Source organism: Streptomyces sp. NPDC101237 (assembly GCF_044767465.1).
Lineage (GTDB): Bacteria > Actinomycetota > Actinomycetes > Streptomycetales > Streptomycetaceae > Streptomyces > Streptomyces gramineus.
Genome location: NZ_JBIWNY010000012.1, coordinates 100,358 through 125,597 on the forward strand (window position 1 = coordinate 100,358; position 25,240 = coordinate 125,597).

Here is a 25,240-nt window from a genome sequence, read left to right on the forward strand (position 1 = left end):
CTGTCGGTTAGCGCTGTGGTCACTTACCCTGGACACATGACCACCAGCATCGAGGGCCGTCCCGAGGAGACGCATCCTCCGTACGACGCCTTCGCGCGGGCCTGTCCCTCGCGCGGCACGCTCGACCATGTCATGGGCCGCTGGGGCGGGCTGACCCTGAGCGCGCTGCACGAGGGGTCGTTCCGGTTCAACGAGTTGCGCCGGCGCGTGGACGGCGTCAGCGAGAAGATGCTCTCCCAGACCCTCCAGGCCCTGGAGCGCGACGGTCTGGTGCACCGCGAGGCGCAGCCGACCAACCCGCCGCGAGTGGACTACGAACTCACCCCGCTCGGCCGCGGCGTCGCCGAACGCCTGCTGTCCGTCGTCCACTTCGTGGAGAGCCGGATGGACGAGGTGCTGGCGGCCCGCGAGGCCTACGACGACACGCGCGGCGCCCGCTGACAGGCCGGGCAGAAGTAGCTGGACCGGTTCATCCAGGGCCGCCTGCGCATCGGCGTCCCGCACCGCCGGCAGGGCAGGCCCTCCCGTCCGTAGGCGTCCAGTGAGCGGTCGAAGTAGCCGGACTCGCCGTTGACGTTGACGTAGAGGCTGTCGAAGCTGGTGCCGCCGACGGACAGGGCCGCGTTCATCACGTCCCGTACGTGGCCGAGGAGTTCGGCGGTGCGCGGCCGGGTGAAGCCGGCCGTCGGGCGTTCGTAGTGGATCCGGGCCCGCCAAAGGGCCTCGTCCGCGTAGATGTTGCCGACTCCGCTGATCAACGACTGGTCGAGCAGTGCCCTCTTGATGGTGGAGCGCTTGCGGCGCAGCGCCTGGTGGAAGGCCTCGTCGTCGAAGAGCGGGTCGAGGGGGTCGCGGGCGATGTGCGCGATGACGTCCGGCAGCCCGTCGAGGGTGTTGTCGTGCAACGACAGCCCGCCGAAGGTGCGTTGGTCGACGAACCGGAGTTCGGTCCCCAGGCCGTCGGCGAACCTGACGCGGATCCTGAGGTGTTTCTCGTCGGCCGCCTCGTGCGGCTGCACCAGCAGCTGGCCGCTCATGCCGAGGTGGGCGAGGACCGACTGGCCGGTGTCCTCCAGCGGCAGCCACAGGTACTTGCCGCGCCGGCTGGGCGTGCCGACGCGGTGACCCTTGAGCCGGTGCGTGAAGTCGTCGGCACCGGCGAGGTGCCGGCGCACGGCACGCGGGTGCAGCACCTCGGTCTCGGCGACGACCCGATGGGCGACCCATCGCTCCAGACCCCGCCGTACGACCTCGACCTCGGGCAATTCGGGCATCGCGTCTCCCGTGCAGGACCCTGGACGAATCCGAGCGCCCGGGCCCTGTGCGGGGCCGGGCGCTCGGATCGTCGCGCTGTTCGTCAGGCGGAGGCGGCGGACGACGAGCCGTCGTCCTCCTGGACCGCGGCGGCCTGTTCGGCTGCCGCCGCCGTGGCGGCCTTGGCCCGCTCGTCCGCGGCGGCGCGGATGGCGCGCCACGCGGACTCGGCGGCCTGCTGCTCCGCCTCCTTCTTGCTGCGGCCGGTGCCGGTGCCGTACGAGACGCCTCCGACGCGGGCGGCAGCAGTGAAGGTCTTCTCGTGATCGGGGCCGGTCTCCGTGACCAGGTACTCGGGCACGCCGAGGCCCTCCGTCGCGGTGAGCTCCTGGAGACTGGTCTTCCAGTCCAGGCCGGCTCCGAGGTTCGAGGACTTCTCGATCAGCGGGTCGAAGAGCCGGTGCACCAGCTCGGACGCCGAATCGAGGCCCTGGTCGAGATAGACCGCGCCGATCACCGCTTCCAGGGTGTCGGCGAGGATGGACGCCTTGTCCCGGCCGCCCGTGCCCTCTTCACCGCGGCCGAGCCGGATGAAGGAGCCCAGGTCGAGACCACGGCCCACCTCCGCGAGCGCACGCGAGTTCACCACCGCTGCCCGGAGCTTGGCCAGCTGGCCCTCGGGCAGATCCGGATGGGTGTTGTACAGCGTGTCCGTGACGACGAGGCCGAGGACGGAGTCACCGAGGAACTCCAGCCGCTCGTTCGTCGGCAGGCCGCCGTTCTCGTACGCGTAGGAACGGTGGGTCAGCGCACGCACCAGAAGGGCGGACTCGAGCCGATAGCCGAGCCGCCCTTCCAGAAGCGTGTGGGACGAGGCCGTGCTGTCCGTTTTCTTCTTGGCGGATGGATCCGCCTTGGCGTCATCCGCCTTCTTGGAACTGGACACAGTGCCTCTCACCTGGCCGCTCAGACTTCGAGGACCTGGCGCTTGTTGTAGGTGCCGCACGACGGGCACGCGATGTGCTGCAGCTTGGGCTCGTGGCAGCGCTCGCACGCAACCAGGGTGGGGACCGCAGCCTTCCACTGCGACCGGCGGTGGCGCGTGTTGCTGCGCGACATCTTCCGCTTCGGAACAGCCACGGCTACTTCTCCTGCTTCTCGTCGACGCCCGCTTCCGCGTCAGCGCCGCTCATCTCGTCCTTCTCGCCGTCCCTCGTGGAACTGGCGAGTCCCTGCAAAGCCGCCCAACGGATGTCGACGGCGTCGTGGTGGTGGTCCGGGTCGTCCGCGAGCCGGGCTCCGCACTCGGAGCACAGGCCTGCACAGTCGTCCTGGCACACCGGCTGCATCGGCAGTGCGAGCACCACCGCATCGCGCAGCACGGGTTCGAGGTCGAACAGGCCGTCCTCGATGAAGAACCTGTCCTCGTCGTCCTCGGCGTCGTCGCCCGGTTCCGCGGTCACGCGGCCCCGGTCGTCGGCGTCAGGGTACGAGAACAGTTCCTGGAAGTCCGCTTCGAGCTCCTGCCCGACCGGCTCCAGACACCTTACGCACTCCCCCTCAGCCCGTGCACGGGCGGTGCCTGTGACGAGCACCCCTTCCATGACCGACTCGAGACGGAGGTCGAGTTCCACCGGCGCGCCCAGCGGCACTCCGATGACTCCCTTGATCCCGAAGTCCTCCGGGGCGTCGATCATGCGGGTCAGGCGCTGCAGCGCGCCAGGACGCCGCCCCAGCTCGTGTGTGTCGAACACGAAAGGGTTGCGGTGGTCGAGGCGTGCGTGAGGAGCCATTCCTGCTTTCGATCTCCGAGTCCAGAGGGAAGCCGTCCGGAAGACTTCTCCAGGCAGCTGTGATCGCGCACGTAGTCGCGACCGAAGAGCCAGGATACTGGACCTTTCGCTGTCGGCCCAATCCGGCGGCCGCGGCCGCCTCCGCTACTGGCCCCGGCCCTGCTCGTAGGCCCTCAGCTGCTCCGGCGTGATCATGCCGGTGTCGAAGAGGCTGGTCTCGTCCAGGGCGTAGGCCTGCTGGTGCTGGGCCGCCTGCTGCCGGGGGTCGTAGGCGGGCTGCTGACCGGTGTCGTAGCCCTGGAAGGGGGCCCCTCCCGCCGGAGCGTAGCCGGAGGTGGGGGAGGAGTACGGGTCGGCCTGCTGGTAGCCGTAGGGGTCCTGCTGGGCGTAGGCGGGCTGCTGCTGCGGGTAGTTGCCGTAGGGGTCCTGCTGCTGCGGGTAGCCGTACGGGTCCTGCGTCACGGGCTGCTGCACCGGCTGCGGATCGTACTGCGGCTGCTGCGGGACGGCGGCGGGCTGCGGCTCGGCCTGCGCGGCCTGCGCGTCCTGGTCGGCGAGGGCCGCGAGGTCGGCGAGGTAGTCGGCGTCGCTGGAGTGCTGGAAGGTCGTGTTGTCGTCGGACAGGGCGCCGAGGGCGTCGGAGGCGATCCGGCCGTGCAGCTTGGCCCGGCCCTTGCCGACGGCCTCCAGGGTCTTGGCGAGGACCGCCTCGAAGGCGCCGAGCTTCACGTCGACGTAGGCGTCGGCGTCGCGGCGCAGGGTCTCGGGGTCGTGGCTGCGCTCGGGGGCGTCCTCGTCCTCGTAGCCCTGCTCGTCGAGGCCGGGTCCGGTGCCGAGGAGCTTCTCGCGGCCGCGGCCGACCGAGCCGAGGGTCTTGGTGAGGACGACCTCGAAGTTGGCGAGCTTGGAGTCGACGTAGTCGTCGGCTTCGGCGCGGACCTCCTCGGCCTCGCGGCGCGCCTCGCCGAGGATCCGGTCGGCCTCCGCCTGGGAGCGGCGGGCCACCTCGGTGTCGGAGATCAGCGAGCCGCGCTCGGCGTGCGCGGTCTCGATGATCCGCTCGGCCTCCATACGCGCCTGCTCGACCATCTGCTCGCGGTCGCCGATCAGCTCCTGGGCCTGGGCGAGGGAGCCGGGCAGCGCCTGGCGCAGTTCTTCGAGCATCGCGAGCAGGTCGGCCCGGTTGACCACGCACGACGCCGACATGGGCATGGCCCGGGCACCGGTGACGGTGGCCACGATCTCGTCGAGCTTGTTCTGTACGTCCACCCTGCGCTCGCCACTCTCTACAGCCGTGTTGGAGACCGACGGGACGACTGTAGCCCCATCAGTCCCGGCGGATACGCTTGTTGAGGGCCTCGATCACGGCCGGCGGCACCAGGTGCGAGACGTCGCCGCCCCACTGGGCGACCTCCTTGACCAGGGAGGACGACAGGAAGCTGTAGGTGGGGTTGGTCGGCACGAAGAGCGTCTCCACGCCCGAGAGGCCGATGTTCATCTGCGCCATCTGCAGCTCGTAGTCGAAGTCGCTGACCGCCCGCAGGCCCTTGACGATGGCGGGGATCTCGCGCTGCTTGCAGAAGTCGACGAGGAGGCCGTGGAAGGACTCCACGCGGACGTTCCCGCAGTCGGCGGTGACCTGGCGGATCAGGTCGATCCGCTCGTCGATCTCGAACAGGCCCTTCTTGGACTTGTTGATCATCACCGCGACGTAGACCTCGTCGTAGAGACGGGACGCTCGGGCAATGATGTCGAGGTGTCCGTTGGTGATCGGGTCGAACGACCCGGGACAGACGGCGCGGCGCACTTGTGATCCCTCGCTCTCCGGTCCGGTCATCGTGCGTCTTCGCACGTAGCGGCGGCGCGACCGTACCAAAACGTTCCCTCGCCGTAGCGACGGGACCGGAGGGCCTCGAAGCCGGTCGGCCAGCGGAAGTCGCCGCCTCTGGTGCTGCGCTCCACGGTGACGAGCGCCCCGGGCGCTAGCCAGCCCCCCGAGGCGAGTGTGAGGAGAATCTCCCGAAGATCGTCGTCGGAGACGGCGTAGGGAGGGTCGAGGAAGACGATGTCGTACGGCCGCTCGGGCGCCGGTGACTGGATGATCTGTTGCGCTTTGCCCGCTCTGACCTCGGCGCCGGGCAGGCCCAGGTTCTTCACGTTCTCGCGGACGACGCGGGCGGCGCGCGGGTCGGCCTCCACGAGGAGGGTGTGGCCGGCGCCGCGGGACAGGGCCTCCAGGCCCACGGCCCCCGAACCGGCGTAGAGGTCGAGGACGCGGTCGCCGTCCAGGGGGCCGCCGAGGAGGGACTGCCAGGTGGAGAAGAGGCCTTCGCGCGCACGGTCCGAGGTGGGACGGGTTCCGGTGCCGGGCGGCACCGTCAGCCGACGTCCACCGGCCGCGCCGGCGATCACGCGGGTCATGGGGGGGGTCCTTCTTCGAGGGCGGCTTACGGGTTCAGTCTGGCAGGCCCGCCGGGGTGGGTGTTCGGTGCGCCGCGGCGGCGGCGGGCGCGCGGTGGCCGGCCGCGCGGTTCACCGCGCCCCTTTCACGGCGCCGCCCGTCAGCCCTTTTCCAGGTACTGCTCTCTCTCCTCGTCCAGGAGGGCGTCCAGAGCTGTCCGCAGGCCGGGGAAGGCGGTCAGCTCCGGGTCCTCGGCCACCAGGGCCGTCGCCTCCTCGCGGGCCTCGGCGATGATCTCCTCGTCCTCGATGACCGCCAGCACGCGGAGGCTGGAGCGGACTCCGGACTGGGCCTGGCCGAGGACGTCGCCCTCCCTGCGCTGTTCGAGGTCGATGCGGGACAGCTCGAAGCCGTCCAGGGTCGAGGCGACGGCGGTCAGGCGCTGGCGGGCCGGACTCGCCTCGGGCATCTCGCTGACCAGGAGACACAGGCCCGGCGCGGAGCCGCGGCCGACCCGGCCGCGCAGCTGGTGCAGCTGGGAGACGCCGAAGCGGTCGGCGTCCATGATCACCATGGCGGTGGCGTTGGGCACGTTCACGCCGACCTCGATGACCGTGGTGGCGACCAGGACGTCCGTGTCGCCGGCCGCGAAGCGGCGCATCACCGCGTCCTTGTCGTCCGGATGCATGCGGCCGTGCAGGACCTCGACGCGCAGGCCCGCGAGCGGGCCCTTGGCGAGGTGGTCGGCCACGTCCAGGACGGCCAGCGGGGGACGCTTCTCCGCCTCGTCCTCGGCGGACTTCTTGGCCTTCTTCGGGTCCTCGTCCTCGTCGCCGATGCGGGGGCAGACCACGTAGGCCTGATGGCCGTTGCCGACCTCCTCGCGGACCCGTTCCCAGGCGCGGGCCAGGAAATGGGGCTTGTCGGCGGCGGGGACGACGTGCGTGGCGATCGGGGAGCGGCCGGCCGGCAGCTGGTCCAGGACCGAGGTCTCCAGGTCGCCGAAGACCGTCATGGCGACGGTGCGGGGAATGGGGGTCGCCGTCATGACGAGGAGGTGCGGAGGCTGACTGCCCTTGCCCCGCAGGGCGTCGCGCTGTTCCACGCCGAAGCGGTGCTGCTCGTCCACGACCACCAGGCCCAGGTCGTGGAACCGGACCTTGTCCTCGATCAGGGCGTGGGTGCCGATCACCAGTCCGGCGTCCCCGCTGACGAGGTCCAGCATGGCCTGGCGGCGGGCGGCGGTGCCCATGGAGCCGGTCAGCAGGACGACCTTGGTGGCGTGCTCGGCGCCGCCCAGCATGCCGCCCTCGGCCAGCTCCCCCATCATCTCGGTGATCGAGCGGTGGTGCTGCTGGGCCAGCACCTCGGTGGGCGCGAGCATGGCCGCCTGGCCGCCCGCGTCGACCACGGCGAGCATGGCGCGGAGGGCGACCAGCGTCTTGCCGCTGCCGACCTCGCCCTGCAGCAGCCGGTGCATGGGGTGTTCGGTCGCCAGGTCGTCGAAGATCTCCCTGGAGACCTTCCGCTGGCCGTCCGTGAGCGTGAAGGGAAGACGGTCGTCGAAGGCCGTGAGGAGACCGTCGGGACTCGGCCGCCGGGCCACCGCGGGAAGGTGGGCGTCCGCGTGGCGGCGCCGCGCCAGGGCCGTCTGGAGGACGAAGGCCTCGTCCCACTTGAGGCGGTCGCGGGCCTGCGCGATGTCCGCCTTGGTGTGCGGGCGGTGGATCTTCAGCAGGGCCTCGGGCAGGGAGACCAGGCCACGGCCCTCGCACAGGGCGGGCGGCAGCGGGTCCAGGGCCTCCTGGACGCTCGGCAGCACCGTCTGGACGGCCTTGCCGATCTTCCAGGACTCCAGCTTCGCGGTGGCCGGGTAGAGCGGGATCAGGGTTCCGGCCCAGGTCTCCACCGACTCCTCGGGGTCGTCGCCGCTGAGCAGTTCGTAGGCCGGGTGGGCCAGTTGGAGGCGGCGGTTGAAGACGGAGACCTTCCCGGCGAACATCGCGCGGGTGCCCGGCAGGAGTTCCTTGTGGGGCTTGTGCACGCCGTTGCCGAAGAAGACCAGTTGGAGCCGGCCGCTGCCGTCGGTGATCGTGACCTCCAGCCGCTGGCCCTTGCCGCGCGGCGCCTTGGCGGAGGCGAACGTGTGCAGCCGGGCGTCGGCCACCATGGCGACCACCGTGACGTGTTCGTCCATCGGCAGGTCGGCGAGGTGGGTGAGCTGGCCGCGCTCCTCGTATCTGCGCGGGTAGTGGTGCAGGAGATCGCCTACCGTGTGCAGGCCGAGGTGCTCGGCCATCACCTTGGCGGTGGCGGGGCCGAGCACCTTCTTCAGTGGTTCTTCCAGGGCGGGCACGAGATCCATTGCACACCACACCACTGACAATGCCGTATATGTCTCGGGAAACCCCTGGTCAGGCGGCCGTTTTGGGTCATAGGATGGCGCGCTCCGGCCATCCTTCCGCGGTCACCGCCCCACCAGGGACCGCCCGACCCCGCGCCGACCACGTCTCCCCCCTCCGGCGCTGCGACGATGGACTCCCAGACCTCACAGTCATCCCAGGCACCACAGCCTCCCCATACGTTCCAGGTCGACCTGCGCGGTCTGGTGGACCTGCTCTCCCACCACCTCTACTCCAGCCCCAAGGTCTACCTGCGCGAACTGCTGCAGAACGCGGTGGACGCCATCACCGCCAGACGGGCCGAGCAGCCCGACGCCCCGGCGCGCGTACGCCTGTACGCCGACGGCAGTGCCCTTCGGGTGGAGGACAGCGGCGTCGGGCTCACCGAGGCGGACGTGCACAGCCTGCTCGCGACCATCGGGCGCAGCTCCAAGCGGGCGGACGGGCTGCAGGAGGCCCGGTCCGACTTCCTCGGCCAGTTCGGCATCGGGCTGCTGGCCTGCTTCGTGGTCGCCGAGCGGATCCGCGTGGTCAGCCGCAGCGCCCGCACCCCGGACGCGCTCCCGGTGGAGTGGACGGCCCGTGACGACGGCTCGTACACCGTGCGGACGCTGCCGCCCGAGGCACGGCCCGAGCCCGGCACCACCGTGCACCTGGTGGCGCGGGCCGGCGCGGCGGAGTGGCTGGAGGAGCGGCGCGTGCTGGCGCTGGCCCGTGACTTCGGCTCGCTGCTGCCCTACGACGTCCGGGTGGGCGACGAGGCGGTCACCGACCTGCCCGCGCCCTGGGACCGGCCCTACCCCTCCCCCGGCACCCGCCGGGTCGCCCTCGCCCGGCACTGCCACGATCTGTTCGGGTTCGCGCCGCTGGACTCGATCGCCCTGGACGTGCCGGTGGCCGGGATCCGCGGGGTGGCCTACGTGCTGCCGTCCGCGGTGAGTCCGGCGCAGCGGGCCGGCCATCGCGTCCACCTCAAGGGCATGCTGCTCACCGAGCGGGCCGAACAGCTGCTGCCGGACTGGGCGTTCTTCGTGCGCTGCGTCCTGGACACGGACAGTCTCCGGCCGACCGCCTCGCGCGAGTCGCTGTACGAGGACGAGACGCTGGCGGCGGTGCGGGAGGCGCTCGGCGAAAGGATTCGGTCCTGGCTGACCGGGCTGGCCGCGGGTGATCCGGAACGCCTCTCCGCGTTCCTCTCGGTGCATCACCTCGGGGTGAAGTCGCTGGCCCGGCACGACCGGGAGATGCTGCGCACGATGCTGCCGTGGCTGCCCTTCGAGACCACCGACGGCCAGCTGTCCCTGGAGGAGTTCGCGCAGCGCCACCCGGTGGTGCACTTCACCAGGACGGTCGAGGAGTACCGGCAGGTCGCGCCGATCGCCTCCGCGCAGGGCGTCGGCGTCGTCAACGGCGGTTACACCTACGACAGCGAGCTGGTCGAGGCACTGCCGTCGGTGCGGCCCGGGACGGTGGTCGCGGAGCTGGACGCGGACACCGTGACCGCGCACCTGGACGCGGTGGATCCGGCGGAGGAGCTGGTGCTCGCCGGGTTCCTCGCGGCCGCGCGGGCCAAGCTGGACCCGCTGGGCTGCGACGTCGTGCTGCGCGCCTTCCACCCGCTGTCCGTGCCCGCGCTGCACCTGGACGACCGGGCCGCACGGCACGAGCAGGCACGCGCGGAGGCCGAGGAGCAGGCCGACGACCTGTGGGCGGGCATCCTGGGCTCGCTGCGCGGCAGTGCGCCCCGGGCCCGTCTGGTGCTCAACCATCTCAACCCGCTGATCCGGCGGATCAGTTCCCTGACCGACCCGGAGCTGATCGGCACCGCGAGCGAATCGCTCTACGGGCAGGCGCTGCTGATGGCCCAGCGTCCGCTGCGGCCCGCCGACTCGGTCCTGATCAACCGCTCGTTCATCGGCCTCCTGGAGTGGGCCACGCATGGGGAGGGTGACCGCTGATGGGCGCAACCGGCGGCATCGCCGACTTCGACGCGCTGCGCCGCGCGATGGCCGAGAACTCGGAGGAGCCGGAGGGTCCCGCGCGCAACGCGCGCGCGGAGCAGCTGCTGGCGGAGGCCGAGAAGCTGAACGTCCCGCTCGCCGTGGTCGAGGCGCTCGGACACCAGCTGAAGGTCTACAACTACAGCTCCGAGAAGGACAAGATGTTCGTCCCCTTCGCGCGGCTGCTGCGCCTGTGGGACGAACGGCCCGGGGACTTCGACGAGTACGAGACGCACTCCCTGTACTGGGTCTTCAAGTGGATGTCGGCCGGCATGCTCGACCAGCCGCACATACCGCTCGCCTCGATCGAGAAGTGGCTGGGCGAGATGGAGCACCGCTACCGGCTCGCCGGGCACTCCGAGCGGGCGGTGCGCAGCGCCGAGTTCAGCGTGGCCGCGCACATCGGTGACCTCCCGCGCGCGGAGCGGGCGTACGCGGCCTGGCTGGCGGCGGACCGGGACCGGATGGCCGACTGCCATGCGTGCGAGCTGCACGGACAGGGCGGCTGGCAGCTGCGCAACGGCCGGGACGCCGAGGCCCTGGAGCTGTGGGGGCCGGTTCTGGAGGGCGAGTACAGCTGCGCGCACGAACCGCACACGGTCCTCGCGTCGTCCCTGGTCCCGCTGCTGCGGCTGGGCCGGGCCGACGAGGCCCGCGCCCACCATCTGCGCGGTTTCCGGCTGGTGCGCCCCATGGAGAGCATGCGGGGCGCGTACGCGGACCACGTGGAGTTCTGCGCGCTGACCGGCAACGAGGCGCGCGGACTCGAACTGCTCGCGGAACGTCCCGCCTACTTCACCGACACCGGGCAGCCGCGCAGCCGGATGGACTTCCTGGCGGTGGTGACGCTGCTGATGGAGCGGCTGACCGGGCTGGGCCTCGGTGAGCAGCGGGTGCCGGGTCCGGCCGGGCGGGCGTGGAGCGCCGCGGAACTCGCCGGGCACGCGCGCGCGGAGGCCCTGGAGCTGGCGGCCCGGTTCGACGCCCGCAACGGCACCTCCTACGTCGGCGACCGGGTGCGCGAGCGCATGGACCAGCGGCCGCTGGTCGACCGCCTGCCCCTGGGAGTGCGGGCGGCACGGACGGCGCCCGCCGGGCCGGTCGCGCCGGTGGTGCGGGCGCCCGCGCAGGAGCCGCGGTCGCTGTCCGCGCTGCTCGCCGAGGCGCGCCGGCTGTCGGACACGCTCCAGCCGCACGCCCTGGAGGCCTGGGCGGCGGTCGCCGAGGCGGTCGAGGGCGCCGAGGACACCGAGGTGGACGCCTACGTCCGCGCGGAGGTGGCCGACCACACGGCGATGGGCCGCGGCCCCGAGGGCGCCGAGCTGTTCGAGCGTGCGGCCGAGCTGTACGCGCGGGCCGGTGACGAGGGCGAGGCGATCGCGGCACGCGCGCGTGCGGCCTACGTCCGCGCGCTGGCCGGCGAACTGGACGCGGCGACGGCCGCGATCGGCGAGCCGTACGACCGGATCCTCGCGCTGTACGCCGACGAGGCCACCGGCGTGCGGCAGACGGCGTCCGTGCTGATGAGCCGGGCGCGGATCCTGATGCGGCGGGTGCACGAACGGTCGGAGGGCGCGGCCGAGGCCGAGCAGGCCGTACGGGAGCTGCTGGCGCTCGTCGGCGGGCGCGGCGGGTCCGACGTCCGGCTGGTGTCACGGGCGGCCGAGGGGCGGGCGATGCTCGCCGAACTGGCCGAGCACGCCGGCGACGGGGAGCGGGCGGCCGAGCTGTTCCGCCAGGCGTCGGCGCAGTTCGTGGGCGCGCAGCTGCCGTGGTTCGCGGTGGAGTACGAGGTGCGGGTGGCCGCGCTCGCCCATGAACAGGGCGACATGACCGAGGCGGAGCGGGCGCTGCGCGCGGCCCTGGAGCACGGCGGGCCGCACGTGGAGGCGGTCGGGCGGGCCCAGCTGCACCTCCAGCTGGCCGAGGTGCTCGGTGGCCGGGGCGCGGCGGAGGAGGCCGCCGAGCACGCCCTCCAGGCGGCGCACTGGGCCGACGAGGCCGGGGAGAGCTCCACCCTGGGTGCGTGGGCGCGCCACCAGCTGGGCGGCCTGCTGCTGCGGCAGGGGCGGTTCGCGGAGGCCGCCGAGGTGCTGGAGTCGGCGCTGGCGGACCTGAGCGCCGAGACGCACGGCGACGGCGCGGTGGTCCAGACCCAGTGGTGGCTCGGGGACTGCCTCAGCGAACTCGGCGAGCATCACGCGGCGGCCGAACGGCGGCTGCAGGCGGCCGAGATCGCCCGGCACTGGCCCGAGCAGCACGACCACGCCACGCTCGCGCACCTGGCAGCCGAGTCGCTGGGCAACGCGGGGCTGGCCGCCGACGCGGACCGGGCGTACGCGCGCGCGGGCGAGCTGTGGCGGGCGATGGGCAACGTGCACTTCCTGGTGCGGTCGTTGCGGGCCCGCGCGTGGCTGGCGCTGCGCACGGAGGCCGGGACGGCGGGCGCGCGGCGGCTGATGACGGCGGCGGTGACGGAATGCGAGACGGCGCTGACGGGGCTGCGGGATCCGGCGGCCCGGGAGCGGCTCACCGGTGAGCTCGGCCACACCCACCGGCAGTTCGGCGACCTGCTGGCCCGGTCCGTGCCGGAGGACGCGCAGGACGCGGCGATCCAGGACGCGTTCGAGGCGGCGCTGGCCGAGACGACGGCGGCGATCGCCGTCTTCGCCGAGCTGGGCGCGGACGGTCTGCACAGCCGTACCGGCGCGGAACTCGCGGCGGCCTGGCTGGAGGCCGACCTGAGCCGGCCGGCCGACGCGGCGGCACGCGCGCGTGCGGTGCTGGACGCCTACCGGGACGCGGACCCCGAGGACGACACGGTCCGGGCCCGGCGGGCGGAGGCACGGCAGTTGCTGGAGCCCGCGCAGGCGTGAACACGGGCGGGCGGGGGGCTCATTCGACGCCGATGAGCAGCGGGGCCCCCTGCCGGCCGCCGTCGTAGACGACCGTGTCGACGGCGAGGTAGGCCTCGCGCACCCGTGCCTGAAGGCGTTCGGCGACGCCCTCGGGCGCCTCGTCGCCGAGCACGAGGGTGACCAGCTCGCCGCCCGCCTGGAGCATGCGGTCAAGGACGCTCTCGGCGGTGGCGGTCACGTCCGAGCCGATCACCGCCACGTCACCGTCGATCAGGCCCAGCACGTCCCCGGCCTGGCAGATGCCGGCCATCGTCCAGGACTGCCGCTCGGCGACCACGACCTCGGCGTAGCGGGTGGCGCCGGCCGCCGAGGTCATCTGGACGACGTCCTCGTCGAAGCGGCGGTCCGGCTGGTGCACGGCGAGCGCGGCGATGCCCTGGACCGCGGAGCGGGTCGGGATCAGGGCGACCCGGATGCCCTCGGCGCGGACCTGCTCGGCGGCCGCGGCCGCGGTGTGCCGCAGGTCGGCGTCGTTGGGGAGCAGCACCACCTCGCGCGCGTGCGCCCGCCGTACGGCGTCGACCAGCTCGCCGCTGGCGGGCGGCTCCCCGGGACGCGCGAGCACGGTGGTCGCGCCGGAGTCGCCGTACAGCCCGACCAGTCCCTCGCCCGGCACGACGGCCACCACGGCCCGCTGCACCCGCTCGCGCGGCGGTTCCGCGCCGGTGTGCACGTCCCCGGCACCGAAGTGCGTGATCCGGATCCGGTACGGCCGCCCGGCCTCGACGCCCGCCTCCACCGCGGCACCGGCGTCATCGACGTGCACGTGGACGTTCCACAGGCCGTCGCCGCCGACCACGACGAGGGAGTCGCCGAGCGCGTCGAGCCGGGCCCGCAGCCGCTGTACGGCGCGGTCCTCGGCCTCCAGCAGGTAGATGACCTCGAAGGCGGGGCCGGTGGCCTGCTCGGCGCACGCCTCGGCCCGCACGCCGGAGACGGCGTCCACGCGCGCGCCGGCGACCGGGGGCGCTCCGTGGGCGTGCGGGTCGAAGACCGCCGGCGTCTCCCCGGTGAACGCCTCCACCAGGGCGCCGAGCACGGCGACCAGGCCCAGGCCGCCCGCGTCGACCACACCCGCCCGTGCCAGCGCGGCGAGCTGTCCCGGGGTCCGCGCGAGCGCCGCGCAGGCGCCCTGGTACGCGGCCCGCGCGACCGTGGCGCAGTCGCCCTCGGCCGTGTCGGCGGCGTCGGCCGCCGCGGACGCGACCGACAGCACGGTGCCCTCGACGGGGCGCGCGACGGCCCCGCGGGCGGCGTCGGCCGCGTGCCGCAGGGCCCGCCGCAGCTCCGCGCTGTCGATGTGAGCCGCCTCGCCCTCGGCGAGGACCTGGGACATGCCGCGCAGCAGCTGCGCGAGGATCGTGCCGGAGTTGCCGCGCGCGCCTATCAGGGCGCCGTGCGCCATCGCGCGGACGGCGTCGGCGAGGGCGGGGACCTCTTCGCCCAGTTCGTAGCCCGCGAAGACGGCCTCCACGGCGCCGGCGGCCGATTCCAGCGTCAGATAGAGGTTGGTGCCCGTGTCGCCGTCGGCCACCGGGTAGACGTTGACGGCGTCGATCTCCTCGCGCGCCCGGCCGACCGCCCCGAGCGCGAGAGCGCACCAGGCGCGTACCGCGAGAGCATCGAGGAATGTCTGCGGCACCTGCGCCACCTGCGCCTCCTTGAGCTGGCCCGACGTGGTCGCAGCGTAGACCCCGCGCGGGTGTCCACCGGAAGAGGGCCGGGAGCGGGCCCCTGAGCTGCCATGCTAGTTTCGTCTAACCGTCGCGGCCGTTGTATGCTGCTCCGGTTGCCCGATCCGATCGGGCCATACCCCTGGCAGGCCACTCAAGATCTCAGATCTCCGGATCTGGATCCCGGGCACGCCGGGATCCACCGTAAGTGCATCTGAAGTCTTTGGAGTGACCCGTGGCTGCCAACTGCGACGTCTGCGGCAAGGGGCCGGGCTTCGGCAACAACATCTCGCACTCGCACCGCCGTACGTCCCGTCGCTGGAACCCGAACATCCAGCGTGTGCGTACCGTGGTCGGCGGGACGCCGAAGCGCGTGAACGCCTGCACCTCGTGCATCAAGGCCGGCAAGGTCTCGCGCTGACGCACTGCTGCTAGCGCGCGGCCACAACCGGTTTCGCCGCACTGAGCCGGTCCACCTCCGGGTGGACCGGCTTTTTGCCATGCCCGGCCGCGAGCGGCCCGGCCCCCTACTTCTGTCCTGAGTCCCGGCTCAGGGCCCAGCCGTGGTCCACCGGACCGATCCCGGCACCGAGCGCGAACCCGGCGGCGATCGCGCCGGTGACGTACTCCTTGGCCGCCGCCACCGCCTCCGGCACGGACTGCCCCTTCGCCAGGTGGGACGCGATCGCGGACGCGAGCGTGCAGCCGGTGCCGTGCGTGTGCCGGTTGTCGTGGCGAGGAGCGCTCAGCAGGAAGTCGTCCGTGCCGTCCGTGAGCAGGTCCACGGCCGCACCGGGCAGATGCCCGCCCTTGATCAGCACCCACCGCGGCCCGTACGACAGCACGGCCGCGGCGGCCCGCCGCAGGTCCGCCTCCGATTCGACCCGTACGCCGGTGAGCTGGGTCACCTCGTCGAGGTTGGGGGTGGCCACGGTGGCCAAGGGGAGCAGTTCGGTGCGGACCGTCTCCAGGGCGGAGGCGGCGAGCAGGGAGTCGCCGTGCTTGGAGACGCCCACCGGGTCGACGACCACCGGAGCCCCGGTCCCGGCGATCAACTCCGCGACCGCTGCGACGAGTTCGGCGGAGGCGAGCATCCCGGTCTTCACCGCGTCCACGCCGATGTCGTCGACCACGCTGCGGTACTGGGCGCGCACCGCCGCCACCGGCAGTTCCCAGGCGCCCTGCACGCCCACGGAGTTCTGCGCGGTGACGGCCGTGATCACGCTCATGCCGTGCACGCCCAGCGCCAGCATCGTCTTCAGGTCGGCCTGGATCCCGGCGCCGCCGCCGGAGTCGGAGCCCGCGACCGTCAGCACGCGCGGGAGGCTCATGACTCGATGTCCCCGAAGTGGTCCCAGCCGCCCTTGCTGGTCCAGGGCGCGCCGTCGACGGTCACCTGGGGCAGCGCGGACGGGTTGAGGACCTCGCCGATGACCTTCCAGCGGGCGGGCAGCTTCACGTCCGGCGGGAAGGTCGCCACGATCGCGTGGTCCTCGCCGCCGGTCAGCACCCACTGGAGCGGATCGACGCCGACGGCCTGGCCGATGTCGTTCATCTGGGTCGGGACGTCGATCGCGCCGGAGCGGACGTCGATCCGCACCTTGCTGGCCTCCGCGATGTGCCCGAGGTCGGCGATCAGTCCGTCGCTGACGTCGCACATCGCGGTGGCACCGAGTCCGGCAGCGGCCGGGCCCGCGTGGTACGGGGGTTCGGGGCGACGGTGCGCCTCCACGAAGGCGCGCGGCGACCGGAAGCCCCGGGAGAGCACCGCGTAGCCGGCCGCGGACCAGCCCAGCCAGCCCGTGACGGCCACCAGGTCACCGGGCTGGGCACCGGCCCGGGTCACCGGCTCCTGGTTGCGCAGATCGCCGAGCGCGGTGATGGAGACCATGATCGTGTCGCCGCGGACCACGTCCCCGCCGACCACCGAGGCGCCCGCCACCTGGCACTCGTCCCGGATGCCGTCCATCAGCTCGCTGGGCCAGGTCACCGGCAGTTCGGCGGGGACCACCAGGCCGAGCAGCAGCGCGGTCGGGACGGCGCCCATCGCCGCGATGTCCGCGAGGTTCTGGGCGGCCGCCTTGCGGCCCACGTCGTAGGCCGTGGACCAGTCGCGGCGGAAGTGCCGGCCCTCCAGCAGGATGTCGGTGCTCGCCACGACCCTGCGGTCGGGCGCGGCGACCACCGCGGCGTCGTCGCCGGGACCGACCCGGACCGCCGGAGTGGTGGTGAGACGGGAGGTGAGCTCCCTGATGAGCCCGAACTCCCCCAGCTCACCGACAGTGCCCTTCATCGCCCTTACGCCCCTTCTCTGCTCTGCCGGGCCCGCTCGCGCGTCACCGTCGTCCTGGATACGGTCGAGGTGACCGTCAACTTCTGTCCTGCCTGCACCCTGGCGCGCGGGCCCCTGTCCGCGCAGGTCTCCCCGCGGTGAGCGGCGACGCGATACCGTGGCGTTCCTTTTCCCCACATGATCCTCGTGGCCGCCCTGGAGGTTCCGTGGTACAGGCGTACATCCTGATCCAGACGGAGGTCGGCAAAGCGTCGACCGTCGCCGAGATCATCAGCAAGATCCCTGGAGTCATCCAGGCCGAGGACGTGACAGGACCGTACGACGTCATCGTGCGCGCGCAGGCGGAGACGGTCGACGACCTCGGTCGGCTCGTGGTCGCCAGAGTCCAGCAAGTGGACGGCATCACGCGCACCCTGACCTGCCCGGTCGTCCATCTGTAGCCCCCGTCTACGCTTGGCCGGTGAACATCTACCGTCACCGGCCATTCGGTCTGCCCGCGCTCGCCGCACTGGTGCTCGCGGCCGCGGGCTGCTCCTCGGCAGACGACGCCCCGACGGCGGAGGTTCCCCGTCCGGGCGCGGCCGTCGCCGAGCTGTGCCGCAACCTCGACGAGGGGTTGCCGAAGAAGGTGGACGGACTCGCCCGGCGGGACCCCGAGCCCGCCTCCGCGCTGACGGCGGGCTGGGGGAACCCCGCGATCATACTGCGCTGCGGTGTCGAGCGGCCTGCGAAGATGTCCGACCCCGAAGCCGACGGGGTCGAGGTCGACGGGGTCGGATGGCTGCTGGAGCAGGAGGCCGACAAATCGTTCCGCTTCACCACCACGCTGCGGAAGGCGTACGTCGAGGTGACGATCCCGGCGGCGCGGACCGGCGGCGGCATGACGCCACTGGTGCACCTGGCGCCCGCCGTCAAGAAGGCGATCCCGAAGGGGATCGCCGACTAGCCGTCGCAGCGGCCCAAGGAGTGCGCCGGGTGCGAGCCGCGCGGGGTCGCCCGCGCGGTTCCGGGCGCCTCCCGATCGGTCACCTCAGACCGGTCGAGCGGTTCAGGGCCGCCTGGATCAGGCGGTCGATGAGGTCCGGGTAACTGACGCCGGTCGCCTGCCACATCTGCGGGTACATCGAGATCGGCGTGAAGCCCGGCATCGTGTTGATCTCGTTGATCACGAAGTCGCCGTCCTCGGTGAGGAAGAAGTCCGCGCGGACCAGGCCCTCGCAGGACGCCGCCTCGAACGCGTCCACCGCGAGCGCCTGGATCTGCGCGGTCTCCTGCTCGGTGAGCGGGGCGGGGACGATGCCGGGGGTGGAGTCGATGTACTTGGCCTCGAAGTCGTAGTACGCGTGCGTGTCGGCCGGCGGGATCTCGGCCGGCACCGAGGCGCGCGGGCCGTCCTCGAACTCCAGGACGCCGACCTCCAGCTCACGGCCGCGCAGCGCCGCCTCGACCAGGATCTTCGGGTCGTGGACCTGCGCCGTGGCGATCGCCTCGTCCAGTCCGGAGAGGTCGTCGACCTTGGTGATGCCGATCGACGAGCCGGCCCGGGCGGGCTTCACGAACAGCGGCCAGCCGTGCTCGCCGGCGAACTCCACGATCCGCTTGCGGGCGGCGGACTCGTCCTGCTTCCACTCGCGGGGCCGGATCACCAGGTACGGGCCGACCTTGAGCCCGAACGAGGTGAACACCCGCTTCATGTACTCCTTGTCCTGGCCGACGGCCGAGGCCAGCACGCCCGAGCCGACGTAGGGCACCCCGGAGAGCTCCAGGAGCCCTTGCAGGGTGCCGTCCTCGCCGTAGGGGCCGTGCAGCATCGGGAAGACGACGTCGACCTCGCCGAGCGCCTTGGGCACGGAACCGGGCTCGCTGTAGACGACCTCGCGGTTGGCCGGGTCGACGGGGAGCAGCACGCCGCCGTCGGTGGACTCGGCGAGGTCGCCGACCTCCGGCGTACGGCGGTCGGCGATGGCCATGCGCTCGGGGGCGTCGGCCGTGAGCACCCAGCGGCCCTCCCGTGTGATGCCGATCGGCAGGACGTCGTACTTCGTCCGGTCGATGGCGCTCAGGACCGCTCCGGCGGTGACCATGGAGATGCCGTGCTCGGAGCTGCGGCCGCCGAACACGAGGGCCACACGGGGCTTGCGAGCGGGCTGCTCAGGGCTCTGGGGGAGGTTCTCGGTGCTCATATCGCGATGAGAGTACCCGGTGGTAGTGCGCCGATACAGCGTCGGCGGGGTGCGTTCGCTCAGCGTCGCTCGGGCTTCGCGCTGCGCGACATCAGCTCCTTGAGGGCGACCACCGGGGGCTTGCCCTCGTGCACGATGTCGACGACCGTCTCGGTGATCGGCATCTCCACGCCGTGCCGGCGGGCGAGATCGGCCACCGACTCGCAGGACTTGACGCCCTCGGCGGTCTGCCGGGTGACCGCGATGGTCTCCTCCAGGGTCATGCCCTTGCCGAGGTTGGTGCCGAAGGTGTGGTTGCGGGACAGCGGCGAGGAACAGGTCGCCACCAGGTCGCCGAGTCCGGCCAGGCCGGAGAAGGTGAGCGGGTCGGCGCCGAGCGCGACGCCGAGCCGGGTGGTCTCGGCCAGGCCGCGGGTGATGAGCGAGCCCTTGGCGTTGTCACCGAGCCCCATGCCGTCAGCGATGCCGACCGCGAGCCCGATGACGTTCTTGACCGCGCCGCCGAGTTCGCAGCCGATCACGTCGGTGTTCGTGTACGGCCGGAAGTACGGCGTGTGGCAGGCGCTCTGGAGGCGCTCCGCGACGGCCCCGTCGGTGCAGGCGACCACGGCGGCGGCCGGCATCCGGGCGGCGATCTCGCGCGCCAGGTTGGGGCCGGTGACCACGGCGATGCGGTCCCGGCCGACCTTGGCGACGTCGGAGACGACCTCGCTCATCCGCATGGTGGTGCCCAGCTCGATGCCCTTCATGAGGGACACCAGGACGGTGCCGGGCGCGAGCAGCGGCGCCCAGTCCGCGAGGTTGGCGCGCATGGTCTGGGACGGCACCGACAGGACGGTGAAGTCGGCGCCCTCCGCCGCCTCGGCGGGGTCGGTCGTGGCCCGCAGGTTCTCGGGGAGTTCCACGCCGGGCAGGTAGTCGGGGTTGGTACGGCCGGAGTTGATCGCCTCGGCCACCTCCGCCCGCCGCGCCCACAGGGTGACCTCGCACCCGGCGTCGGCGAGCACCATCCCGAAGGCCGTACCCCACGAACCCGCGCTGAAGACCGCTGCCTTGGCAGGCATGCTCACTTGCCGCTCTCCTCTTCCAGACCGCTCTGCGCACGCGTCCGGCGCCGCTGCTCGATCCGCACCTGGCGTGGATCGTAGGGGGTCTCGGGAGCCTTCTCGCCGCGGATCTCCTCCAGCAGGCGGGTGATCGACGCCATGATGACCTCGGACGCCTCCCTGAGGACGTCCTGGGTCATCTCCTTGTCGTAGAAGCGGCTGAGATCGACCGGCGGGCCCGCGAGGACGTGGTGCGTCTTGCGGGGCAGCAGGTTGGGCTTCTTCGCGTACGGCGGCAGCAGTTCGTTGGCGCCCCACTGGGCGACCGGGATCACCGGGCACCTGGTCTGCAGGGCGACCCGGGCGGCGCCGGTCTTGGCCGTCATGGGCCACTGGTCGGGGTCGCGGGTGATCGTGCCCTCGGGATAGAAGGCCACGCACTCGCCGCGTTCCACGGCGTCGATCGCGGCCCGGAAGGCGCTGAGGGCGTCGGTGGACTCGCGGTAGACCGGGATCTGGCCGGTGCCCCGCATGGCGGCCCCGACGAATCCCTTCTTGAAAAGCCCGCTCTTCGCCAGGAATCGCGGAACACGCCCGGTGTTGTACTGATAGTGCGCGTAGGCGAAGGGGTCGATGTGGGAATTGTGGTTCACCGCGGTGATAAATCCGCCGTCAGCCGGAATGTTCTCCATTCCGCGCCAGTCCCGCTTGATCAGGACCACCAGCGGCGGTTTGCAGAGCACTGCAGCGAAGCGGTACCAGAAGCCGATTCTCCGGCGGGGCACGCGCACACCTTCCTCTAGGACTTCATTCCCGGTCCCCGGGACTTCTTCTCCCGGACCGGGGGGCCGGGAGAAGTGTCGCCCCGGACCGCCGGTCTGTCGAGGAACACCGTACGCCTCACTTCCGCGCCCGCCTCGGGGCCCGGGTGACAATGAGGCAACAAGGGAGGGACGGTACGTCGGTGCAGTGGACCTTGGTGATACCCCTCAAGCCCCTGGCGCGAGCCAAGAGCAGGCTCGCGGACACCGCGGCGGACGGTTTGCGCCCGGGACTGGCCCTGGCCTTCGCCCAGGACACGGTGGCCGCGGCGCTGGCCTGCCAGGCGGTGAAGGATGTGGCGGTGGTCACGGACGACGCGCTGGCCGGGCGGGAACTGTCGGCGCTGGGCGCGCGGATCGTCCCGGACACGCCGGGAAGCGGCCTGAACGCGGCTCTGCGGCACGGCGCGACGGCGGTCCGCGTGTCGCGCCCGGAAAGCGCGGTGGCCGCGCTGAACGCCGATCTGCCGGCGCTGCGTCCGCTGGAATTGTCGCGGGTGCTCGACGCGGCCGCGGAATTCCCGCGCGCTTTTCTCGCGGATGCGGCGGCTGTCGGCACCACTCTGCTGGCCGCGGCGCCCGGCAGTGAATTGGCGCCCGCATTCGGGCCGGATTCCCGTGCCCGGCACGCCGCCTCGGGCGCCGTGGAACTGCGGCCGGCCGACGTGGAGTCGGTGCGCCAGGACGTGGACACCGGTGCCGACCTGCGCACGGCGCTGGCCCTCGGCGTGGGCCCGCGCACGGCGGCGGTGGCGGCGCGCCTGCTGATCCCGGGCCAGTAGGCTGCCGCCATGCAGGCGACCGCGTACACGTACGACCCCGAGACCCGCGGCGGCCAGGTGCTCCTGGACGACGGGACCCCGGTGCCCTTCGACGGTGCGGCGTTCGACGCGGGCGGACTGCGGCTGCTTCGCCCGGGTCAGCGCGTGCGCATCGAGACCGAGGGCTCCGGAGACGGTCTGCGGATCACGTTGGTGACGCTGCAGACGCTCTGACGCGCTCCACCCCGACCACACCGCGGGCCGGACTCCCCGAGGAGTCCGGCCCGTCGCGTGAGTGTCCCCGGGTCGTCGCTGCCTAGCGCGCGGCCGTCTTCTTGGCGGTGGCCTTGCGGGCCGTCGACTTCTTGGCCGGCGCCTTCTTGGCGGTGACCTTCTTGGCCGGCGACTTCTTCGCGGCGGTCTTCTTGGCCGTGGCCGTGACCTTCTTCGCGGTCGCCTTCGCCGTGGTCTTCTTCGCGGCGGCCGTGGTCTTCTTGGCGGCGGCCGTGGTCTTCTTCGCGGTGACCTTCTTGGCGGCGGCCGTGGTCTTCTTGGCGGTGCTCTTCTTCGCGGCCGCCTTCTTGACGGTCGCGGAAGCGCCGCCGGTCAGGCTGCCCTTGGGCGCCTTCTTGACCGAGACCTCGCCGCCGCGGGGAAGCTTCTTCGAGCCGCTCACCAGGTCCTTGAAGCCCTGACCGGCGCGGAAGCGCGGCACGGAGGTCTTCTTGACCCGAACCCGCTCGCCCGTCTGGGGGTTGCGGGCGTAACGCGCGGGGCGGTCCACCTTCTCGAAGGACCCGAAGCCCGTGACCGAGACCCGGTCCCCCGCGACGACCGCACGGACGATGGCGTCCAAAACCGCGTCCACCGCTTCGGCGGCCTGCTGACGGCCGCCCATCTTGTCGGCAATCGCTTCTACGAGCTGCGCCTTGTTCACGTCTTCCCCTTCGGAGACATCGCCAGAACGAATGTGTTCAAGCTTTTTCGCACGTTAGGCAGATATATACCGCAAATCAAACACGAAACGGGCTTATCACCCTTGTGCCGCAACGGATTAGATCGTCCAGGACGGTTCGGTCAGCGTTCCTCTTCGGCGAATCGACCCGCTTCGAGGTCCGTGTTGAACCGTTCCAGCCGCCTTGCCGCGTCGGCGAGGTCGTGCTTGGCCGCGGCCGTAATGACCAGCAGCTTCCGGGTCAGCGCCATCCGTACGCCCTCCGGGACTTGCAGTGCGCGCACTCTTGTGTGCGCTTCCTTCAGTTGGTCCGCGACCGCCGCATAGAGCTGGAGTTGGCCGTCGTGTTCCATGCACAGATTGTGCCATCTGGGGCGAGTTGTCGCCTGCGCAGGGGGCAACTGCCGCCTCGAATGGCCTTCCGGGCACTTGCGGAAGACGCGAGCACAGCACTCACGTACCCACACAACATCCTTCTTAACGTGGGAAGTTGGCAAGACCTGCGACAACGCGAGCGTCCGTTCGGGTGCAGACATGGCTGTACCCCCAATCGTGGCGATCGGGGGTACAGGCGGGGGGCTGCGGTGGCTGAAACCAGCCGTATTCAGATGGGGGCGATCAGGCCCGAAGCGGGCTCCGGATCAGCTCTGGAGCGTCCGCGGCTTGTAGGACGGCCGCTTGGTCTCGTACGCGGCGATGTCGGCCTCGTTCTGGAGGGTGATGGAGATGTCGTCCAGCCCGTTCAGCAGCCGCCAGCGGGAGTTCTCGTCCAGCTCGAAGGAGGCGGTGATGCCCTCGGCGCGCACCTCGCGGGCCTGGAGGTCGACGGTGATCTCGGTCTGGGGGTCGCTCTCGGTGAGCTCCTGGAGGGCGTCCACCGTCTTCTGCTCCAGCACCACCGTGAGCAGCCCGTTCTTCAGCGAGTTGCCCCGGAAGATGTCCGCGAAGCGGGAGGAGATGACGGTCTTGAACCCGTAGTTCTGCAGGGCCCAGACGGCGTGCTCGCGCGAGGAGCCGGTGCCGAAGTCGGGGCCGGCGACCAGGACGGTCGCCCCCTGCCGCTCGGGCCGGTTGAGCACGAACTCCGGGTCCTTGCGCCAGGCCTCGAACAGCCCGTCCTCGAAGCCGTCCCTGGTGACCTTCTTGAGCCAGTGAGCAGGGATGATCTGGTCGGTGTCGACGTTGGAACGGCGCAGCGGGACGGCCCGGCCGGTGTGCGTGGTGAATGCTTCCATGGCTGATCAGACTCCAGCGGGCGTACGAACGTCGGCGTCGGACAGGTCGGCGGGCGAGGCCAGGTGGCCGAGGACGGCCGTGGCGGCCGCGACCTGCGGCGACACCAGGTGGGTACGGCCGCCCTTGCCCTGCCGGCCCTCGAAGTTGCGGTTGGAGGTGGACGCGGAGCGCTCACCGGGGGCCAGCTGGTCGGGGTTCATGCCCAGGCACATCGAGCAGCCCGCGTGCCGCCATTCGGCGCCGGCCTCCTTGAAGACGACGTCCAGGCCCTCGGAGACGGCCTGCAGGCCGACCCGCGCGGAGCCGGGGACGACCAGCATCCGTACCCCGTCGGCGACTTTGCGGCCCTCCACGACGGCGGCGGCGGCGCGCAGGTCCTCGATGCGTCCGTTGGTGCAGGAGCCTACGAAGACGGTGTCCACCTTGATGGACCGCAGCGCCTGTCCGGCCTCCAACCCCATGTACTCCAGGGCCCTTTCGGCGGCGTGCCGCTCCGAAGCGTCTTCGTACGAAGCCGGGTCGGGGACGTGCGCCGAAAGCGGCGCGCCCTGGCCGGGGTTGGTGCCCCAGGTGACGAACGGCGCGAGGGCGGACGCGTCGATGCGCACCTCGGCGTCGAAGACCGCGTCCTCGTCCGTCCGCAGGGTCTTCCAGTACGCGACCGCCGCGTCCCAGTCCTCGCCCTCAGGCGCGTGGGCACGGCCCTTGATGTAGGCGAAGGTGGTCTCGTCGGGCGCGATCATGCCCGCGCGGGCGCCGGCCTCGATCGACATGTTGCAGATGGTCATGCGGGCCTCCATCGAGAGCTTCTCGATGGCGGAGCCGCGGTACTCCAGGATGTAGCCCTGGCCGCCGCCGGTGCCGATCCTGGCGATGATCGCCAGGATCAGGTCCTTGGCGGTGACGCCCTCGGGCAGCTCGCCGTCGACCGTGATGGCCATGGTCTTCGGGCGGGCCAGCGGCAGGGTCTGGGTGGCCAGCACGTGCTCCACCTGGGAGGTGCCGATGCCGAACGCGAGCGCGCCGAAGGCGCCGTGGGTGGAGGTGTGGGAGTCGCCGCAGACGACGGTCGTGCCGGGCTGGGTCAGGCCCAGCTGCGGGCCCACGACGTGGACGACACCCTGCTCGACGTCGCCCAGCGGGTGCAGCCGGACGCCGAACTCGGCGCAGTTCTTGCGCAGCGTCTCCAGCTGGGCGCGGGAGACCGGGTCCGCGATGGGCTTGTCGATGTCGAGGGTCGGGGTGTTGTGGTCCTCGGTCGCGATGGTGAGGTCGAGGCGGCGCACCGGGCGGCCGTTCTGGCGCAGACCGTCGAAGGCCTGCGGGCTGGTCACCTCGTGCAGCAGGTGCAGATCGATGAAGAGGAGGTCGGGCTCGCCCTCGGCGCGCCGGACGACGTGGTCGTCCCAGACCTTCTCCGCGAGTGTCCTACCCATCGCTTTCCCTCCGGCCGGCAGCGCGCACCGGCCCAACTAGAGATCTTGAGGTAGCGGCCGCCCGTTCT

At 71.9% G+C, this 25,240-nt stretch carries 25 protein-coding genes and 1 pseudogene; 8 read left to right on the forward strand and 18 right to left on the reverse strand.

What is annotated here, in order from left to right; genetic code table 11:
- Positions 1-36 precede the first annotated feature (36 nt).
- Positions 37-441, forward strand: coding sequence for a winged helix-turn-helix transcriptional regulator (locus ACIRQ9_RS20010; RefSeq protein ID WP_404174762.1), 405 nt, complete (start codon positions 37-39; stop codon positions 439-441).
- Here ACIRQ9_RS20010 and mutM read toward each other — a convergent pair.
- The 8 genes and pseudogenes from mutM to recG all read right to left on the reverse strand — a co-directional run bounded on the left by mutM (position 414) and on the right by recG (position 7,813).
- Entirely contained in the window at positions 414-1,274 is an 861-nt protein-coding gene (mutM, locus tag ACIRQ9_RS20015) for a bifunctional DNA-formamidopyrimidine glycosylase/DNA-(apurinic or apyrimidinic site) lyase (protein ID WP_351932079.1), read from the reverse strand. The genes ACIRQ9_RS20010 and mutM overlap by 28 nt on opposite strands.
- Before the next feature lie 83 nt (positions 1,275-1,357).
- Complete coding sequence (gene rnc, locus ACIRQ9_RS20020; protein WP_404174766.1) at positions 1,358-2,212, reverse strand: ribonuclease III; 855 nt, start codon at positions 2,210-2,212, stop codon at positions 1,358-1,360.
- An 8-nt stretch (positions 2,213-2,220) separates the two neighbouring features.
- Entirely contained in the window at positions 2,221-2,394 is a 174-nt protein-coding gene (gene rpmF / locus ACIRQ9_RS20025) for a 50S ribosomal protein L32 (RefSeq protein WP_007493396.1), read from the reverse strand.
- A gap of 2 nt (positions 2,395-2,396) precedes the next feature.
- Entirely contained in the window at positions 2,397-3,047 is a 651-nt protein-coding gene (locus tag ACIRQ9_RS20030; protein ID WP_404174769.1) for a YceD family protein, read from the reverse strand.
- 144 nt (positions 3,048-3,191) lie between these two features.
- Positions 3,192-4,316, reverse strand: a complete 1,125-nt coding sequence (locus ACIRQ9_RS20035) for an ATP synthase F0 subunit B (protein WP_404174772.1) — start codon at positions 4,314-4,316, stop codon at positions 3,192-3,194.
- Between the two features lie 58 nt (positions 4,317-4,374).
- Positions 4,375-4,854 (reverse strand): pantetheine-phosphate adenylyltransferase, encoded by a 480-nt coding sequence (gene coaD / locus ACIRQ9_RS20040; RefSeq protein ID WP_351932366.1) that lies wholly within the window; start codon positions 4,852-4,854, stop codon positions 4,375-4,377.
- Positions 4,855-4,880: 26 nt separating this feature from the next.
- A pseudogene (rsmD, locus tag ACIRQ9_RS20045) lies at positions 4,881-5,471 on the reverse strand (16S rRNA (guanine(966)-N(2))-methyltransferase RsmD); the annotation flags it as partial.
- Between the two features lie 137 nt (positions 5,472-5,608).
- Positions 5,609-7,813 (reverse strand): ATP-dependent DNA helicase RecG, encoded by a 2,205-nt coding sequence (gene recG / locus ACIRQ9_RS20050; RefSeq protein WP_404174775.1) that lies wholly within the window; start codon positions 7,811-7,813, stop codon positions 5,609-5,611.
- A gap of 168 nt (positions 7,814-7,981) precedes the next feature.
- On the opposite strand from recG, the gene ACIRQ9_RS20055 reads away from it, so the two are divergent.
- The gene (locus ACIRQ9_RS20055) at positions 7,982-9,808 is read left to right on the forward strand and encodes an HSP90 family protein (RefSeq protein WP_404174779.1); all 1,827 of its coding nucleotides are present in this window, start codon (positions 7,982-7,984) and stop codon (positions 9,806-9,808) included.
- Complete coding sequence (locus ACIRQ9_RS20060; RefSeq protein WP_404174781.1) at positions 9,808-12,726, forward strand: tetratricopeptide repeat protein; 2,919 nt, start codon at positions 9,808-9,810, stop codon at positions 12,724-12,726. The genes ACIRQ9_RS20055 and ACIRQ9_RS20060 overlap by 1 nt, the downstream gene beginning before the upstream one ends.
- 19 nt (positions 12,727-12,745) lie before the next feature.
- On the opposite strand, the gene ACIRQ9_RS20065 is transcribed toward ACIRQ9_RS20060, so the two are convergent.
- Positions 12,746-14,419, reverse strand: coding sequence for a DAK2 domain-containing protein (locus tag ACIRQ9_RS20065; RefSeq protein WP_404174784.1), 1,674 nt, complete (start codon positions 14,417-14,419; stop codon positions 12,746-12,748).
- 257 nt (positions 14,420-14,676) lie between these two features.
- On the opposite strand from ACIRQ9_RS20065, the gene rpmB reads away from it, so the two are divergent.
- Positions 14,677-14,862: a 50S ribosomal protein L28 gene (rpmB, locus tag ACIRQ9_RS20070; protein ID WP_003993230.1), complete on the forward strand. Its 186-nt coding sequence runs from the start codon at positions 14,677-14,679 to the stop codon at positions 14,860-14,862.
- A gap of 106 nt (positions 14,863-14,968) precedes the next feature.
- On the opposite strand, the gene thiD is transcribed toward rpmB, so the two are convergent.
- Together thiD and ACIRQ9_RS20080 are read right to left on the reverse strand one after the other, a co-directional pair.
- Positions 14,969-15,772, reverse strand: coding sequence for a bifunctional hydroxymethylpyrimidine kinase/phosphomethylpyrimidine kinase (gene thiD, locus ACIRQ9_RS20075; RefSeq protein ID WP_404174787.1), 804 nt, complete (start codon positions 15,770-15,772; stop codon positions 14,969-14,971).
- Complete coding sequence (locus ACIRQ9_RS20080; protein ID WP_404174790.1) at positions 15,769-16,734, reverse strand: thiamine-phosphate kinase; 966 nt, start codon at positions 16,732-16,734, stop codon at positions 15,769-15,771. Before ACIRQ9_RS20080 ends, thiD begins: the two co-directional genes overlap by 4 nt.
- A 206-nt stretch (positions 16,735-16,940) precedes the next feature.
- Here ACIRQ9_RS20080 and ACIRQ9_RS20085 point away from each other — a divergent pair, with 206 nt between their 5' ends.
- Together ACIRQ9_RS20085 and ACIRQ9_RS20090 are read left to right on the forward strand one after the other, a co-directional pair.
- Entirely contained in the window at positions 16,941-17,174 is a 234-nt protein-coding gene (locus ACIRQ9_RS20085) for an Lrp/AsnC family transcriptional regulator (protein WP_404174793.1), read from the forward strand.
- Positions 17,175-17,194: 20 nt separating this feature from the next.
- Complete coding sequence (locus ACIRQ9_RS20090; protein WP_404174796.1) at positions 17,195-17,680, forward strand: DUF3515 domain-containing protein; 486 nt, start codon at positions 17,195-17,197, stop codon at positions 17,678-17,680.
- Between the two features lie 79 nt (positions 17,681-17,759).
- On the opposite strand, the gene ACIRQ9_RS20095 is transcribed toward ACIRQ9_RS20090, so the two are convergent.
- From ACIRQ9_RS20095 to ACIRQ9_RS20105, 3 genes are read right to left on the reverse strand one after another with little or no spacing between them, the layout of a single operon-like run.
- Positions 17,760-18,917, reverse strand: a complete 1,158-nt coding sequence (locus tag ACIRQ9_RS20095) for a D-alanine--D-alanine ligase family protein (RefSeq protein WP_404174799.1) — start codon at positions 18,915-18,917, stop codon at positions 17,760-17,762.
- A 59-nt stretch (positions 18,918-18,976) separates the two neighbouring features.
- Complete coding sequence (locus tag ACIRQ9_RS20100) at positions 18,977-19,987, reverse strand: NAD(P)H-dependent glycerol-3-phosphate dehydrogenase (protein ID WP_404174802.1); 1,011 nt, start codon at positions 19,985-19,987, stop codon at positions 18,977-18,979.
- Positions 19,984-20,748, reverse strand: a complete 765-nt coding sequence (locus tag ACIRQ9_RS20105; RefSeq protein WP_404174805.1) for a lysophospholipid acyltransferase family protein — start codon at positions 20,746-20,748, stop codon at positions 19,984-19,986. Before ACIRQ9_RS20105 ends, ACIRQ9_RS20100 begins: the two co-directional genes overlap by 4 nt.
- A 179-nt stretch (positions 20,749-20,927) precedes the next feature.
- Here ACIRQ9_RS20105 and cofC point away from each other — a divergent pair, with 179 nt between their 5' ends.
- On the forward strand, positions 20,928-21,566 hold the full coding sequence (gene cofC, locus ACIRQ9_RS20110) for a 2-phospho-L-lactate guanylyltransferase (RefSeq protein WP_404174808.1): 639 nt from the start codon (positions 20,928-20,930) through the stop codon (positions 21,564-21,566).
- 9 nt (positions 21,567-21,575) lie between these two features.
- A complete protein-coding gene (locus ACIRQ9_RS20115; protein ID WP_404174811.1) occupies positions 21,576-21,779 on the forward strand; it encodes a hypothetical protein in 204 nt (67 codons plus the stop codon).
- A gap of 82 nt (positions 21,780-21,861) precedes the next feature.
- Here ACIRQ9_RS20115 and ACIRQ9_RS20120 read toward each other — a convergent pair whose 3' ends face one another.
- The 4 genes from ACIRQ9_RS20120 to leuC form a co-directional block, all read right to left on the reverse strand.
- A complete protein-coding gene (locus ACIRQ9_RS20120) occupies positions 21,862-22,482 on the reverse strand; it encodes an HU family DNA-binding protein (RefSeq protein WP_404174814.1) in 621 nt (206 codons plus the stop codon).
- A gap of 140 nt (positions 22,483-22,622) precedes the next feature.
- Positions 22,623-22,853 carry a hypothetical protein gene (locus ACIRQ9_RS20125; protein WP_404174817.1) on the reverse strand — a complete coding sequence of 77 codons (231 nt, stop codon included), beginning with the start codon at positions 22,851-22,853 and terminating at the stop codon, positions 22,623-22,625.
- Positions 22,854-23,141: 288 nt separating this feature from the next.
- Entirely contained in the window at positions 23,142-23,735 is a 594-nt protein-coding gene (gene leuD, locus ACIRQ9_RS20130) for a 3-isopropylmalate dehydratase small subunit (RefSeq protein ID WP_404174820.1), read from the reverse strand.
- 6 nt (positions 23,736-23,741) lie between these two features.
- A complete protein-coding gene (gene leuC, locus ACIRQ9_RS20135) occupies positions 23,742-25,172 on the reverse strand; it encodes a 3-isopropylmalate dehydratase large subunit (protein WP_404174822.1) in 1,431 nt (476 codons plus the stop codon).
- Positions 25,173-25,240 lie beyond the last annotated feature (68 nt).

What these genes read in the sequence shown, in the direction of transcription:
- ACIRQ9_RS20010 (WP_404174762.1), top strand. Translation starts at nt 37, where the DNA reads ATGACCACCAGCATCGAGGGCCGTCCCGAGGAGACGCATCCTCCGTAC.
- mutM (WP_351932079.1), bottom strand. Translation starts at nt 1,274, where the DNA reads ATGCCCGAATTGCCCGAGGTCGAGGTCGTACGGCGGGGTCTGGAGCGA.
- ACIRQ9_RS20030 (WP_404174769.1), bottom strand. Translation starts at nt 3,047, where the DNA reads ATGGCTCCTCACGCACGCCTCGACCACCGCAACCCTTTCGTGTTCGAC.
- recG (WP_404174775.1), bottom strand. Translation starts at nt 7,813, where the DNA reads ATGGATCTCGTGCCCGCCCTGGAAGAACCACTGAAGAAGGTGCTCGGC.
- ACIRQ9_RS20055 (WP_404174779.1), top strand. Translation starts at nt 7,982, where the DNA reads ATGGACTCCCAGACCTCACAGTCATCCCAGGCACCACAGCCTCCCCAT.
- ACIRQ9_RS20060 (WP_404174781.1), top strand. Translation starts at nt 9,808, where the DNA reads ATGGGCGCAACCGGCGGCATCGCCGACTTCGACGCGCTGCGCCGCGCG.
- thiD (WP_404174787.1), bottom strand. Translation starts at nt 15,772, where the DNA reads ATGAGCCTCCCGCGCGTGCTGACGGTCGCGGGCTCCGACTCCGGCGGC.
- ACIRQ9_RS20080 (WP_404174790.1), bottom strand. Translation starts at nt 16,734, where the DNA reads ATGAAGGGCACTGTCGGTGAGCTGGGGGAGTTCGGGCTCATCAGGGAG.
- ACIRQ9_RS20095 (WP_404174799.1), bottom strand. Translation starts at nt 18,917, where the DNA reads ATGAGCACCGAGAACCTCCCCCAGAGCCCTGAGCAGCCCGCTCGCAAG.
- ACIRQ9_RS20115 (WP_404174811.1), top strand. Translation starts at nt 21,576, where the DNA reads ATGCAGGCGACCGCGTACACGTACGACCCCGAGACCCGCGGCGGCCAG.
- ACIRQ9_RS20125 (WP_404174817.1), bottom strand. Translation starts at nt 22,853, where the DNA reads ATGGAACACGACGGCCAACTCCAGCTCTATGCGGCGGTCGCGGACCAA.
- leuD (WP_404174820.1), bottom strand. Translation starts at nt 23,735, where the DNA reads ATGGAAGCATTCACCACGCACACCGGCCGGGCCGTCCCGCTGCGCCGT.
- leuC (WP_404174822.1), bottom strand. Translation starts at nt 25,172, where the DNA reads ATGGGTAGGACACTCGCGGAGAAGGTCTGGGACGACCACGTCGTCCGG.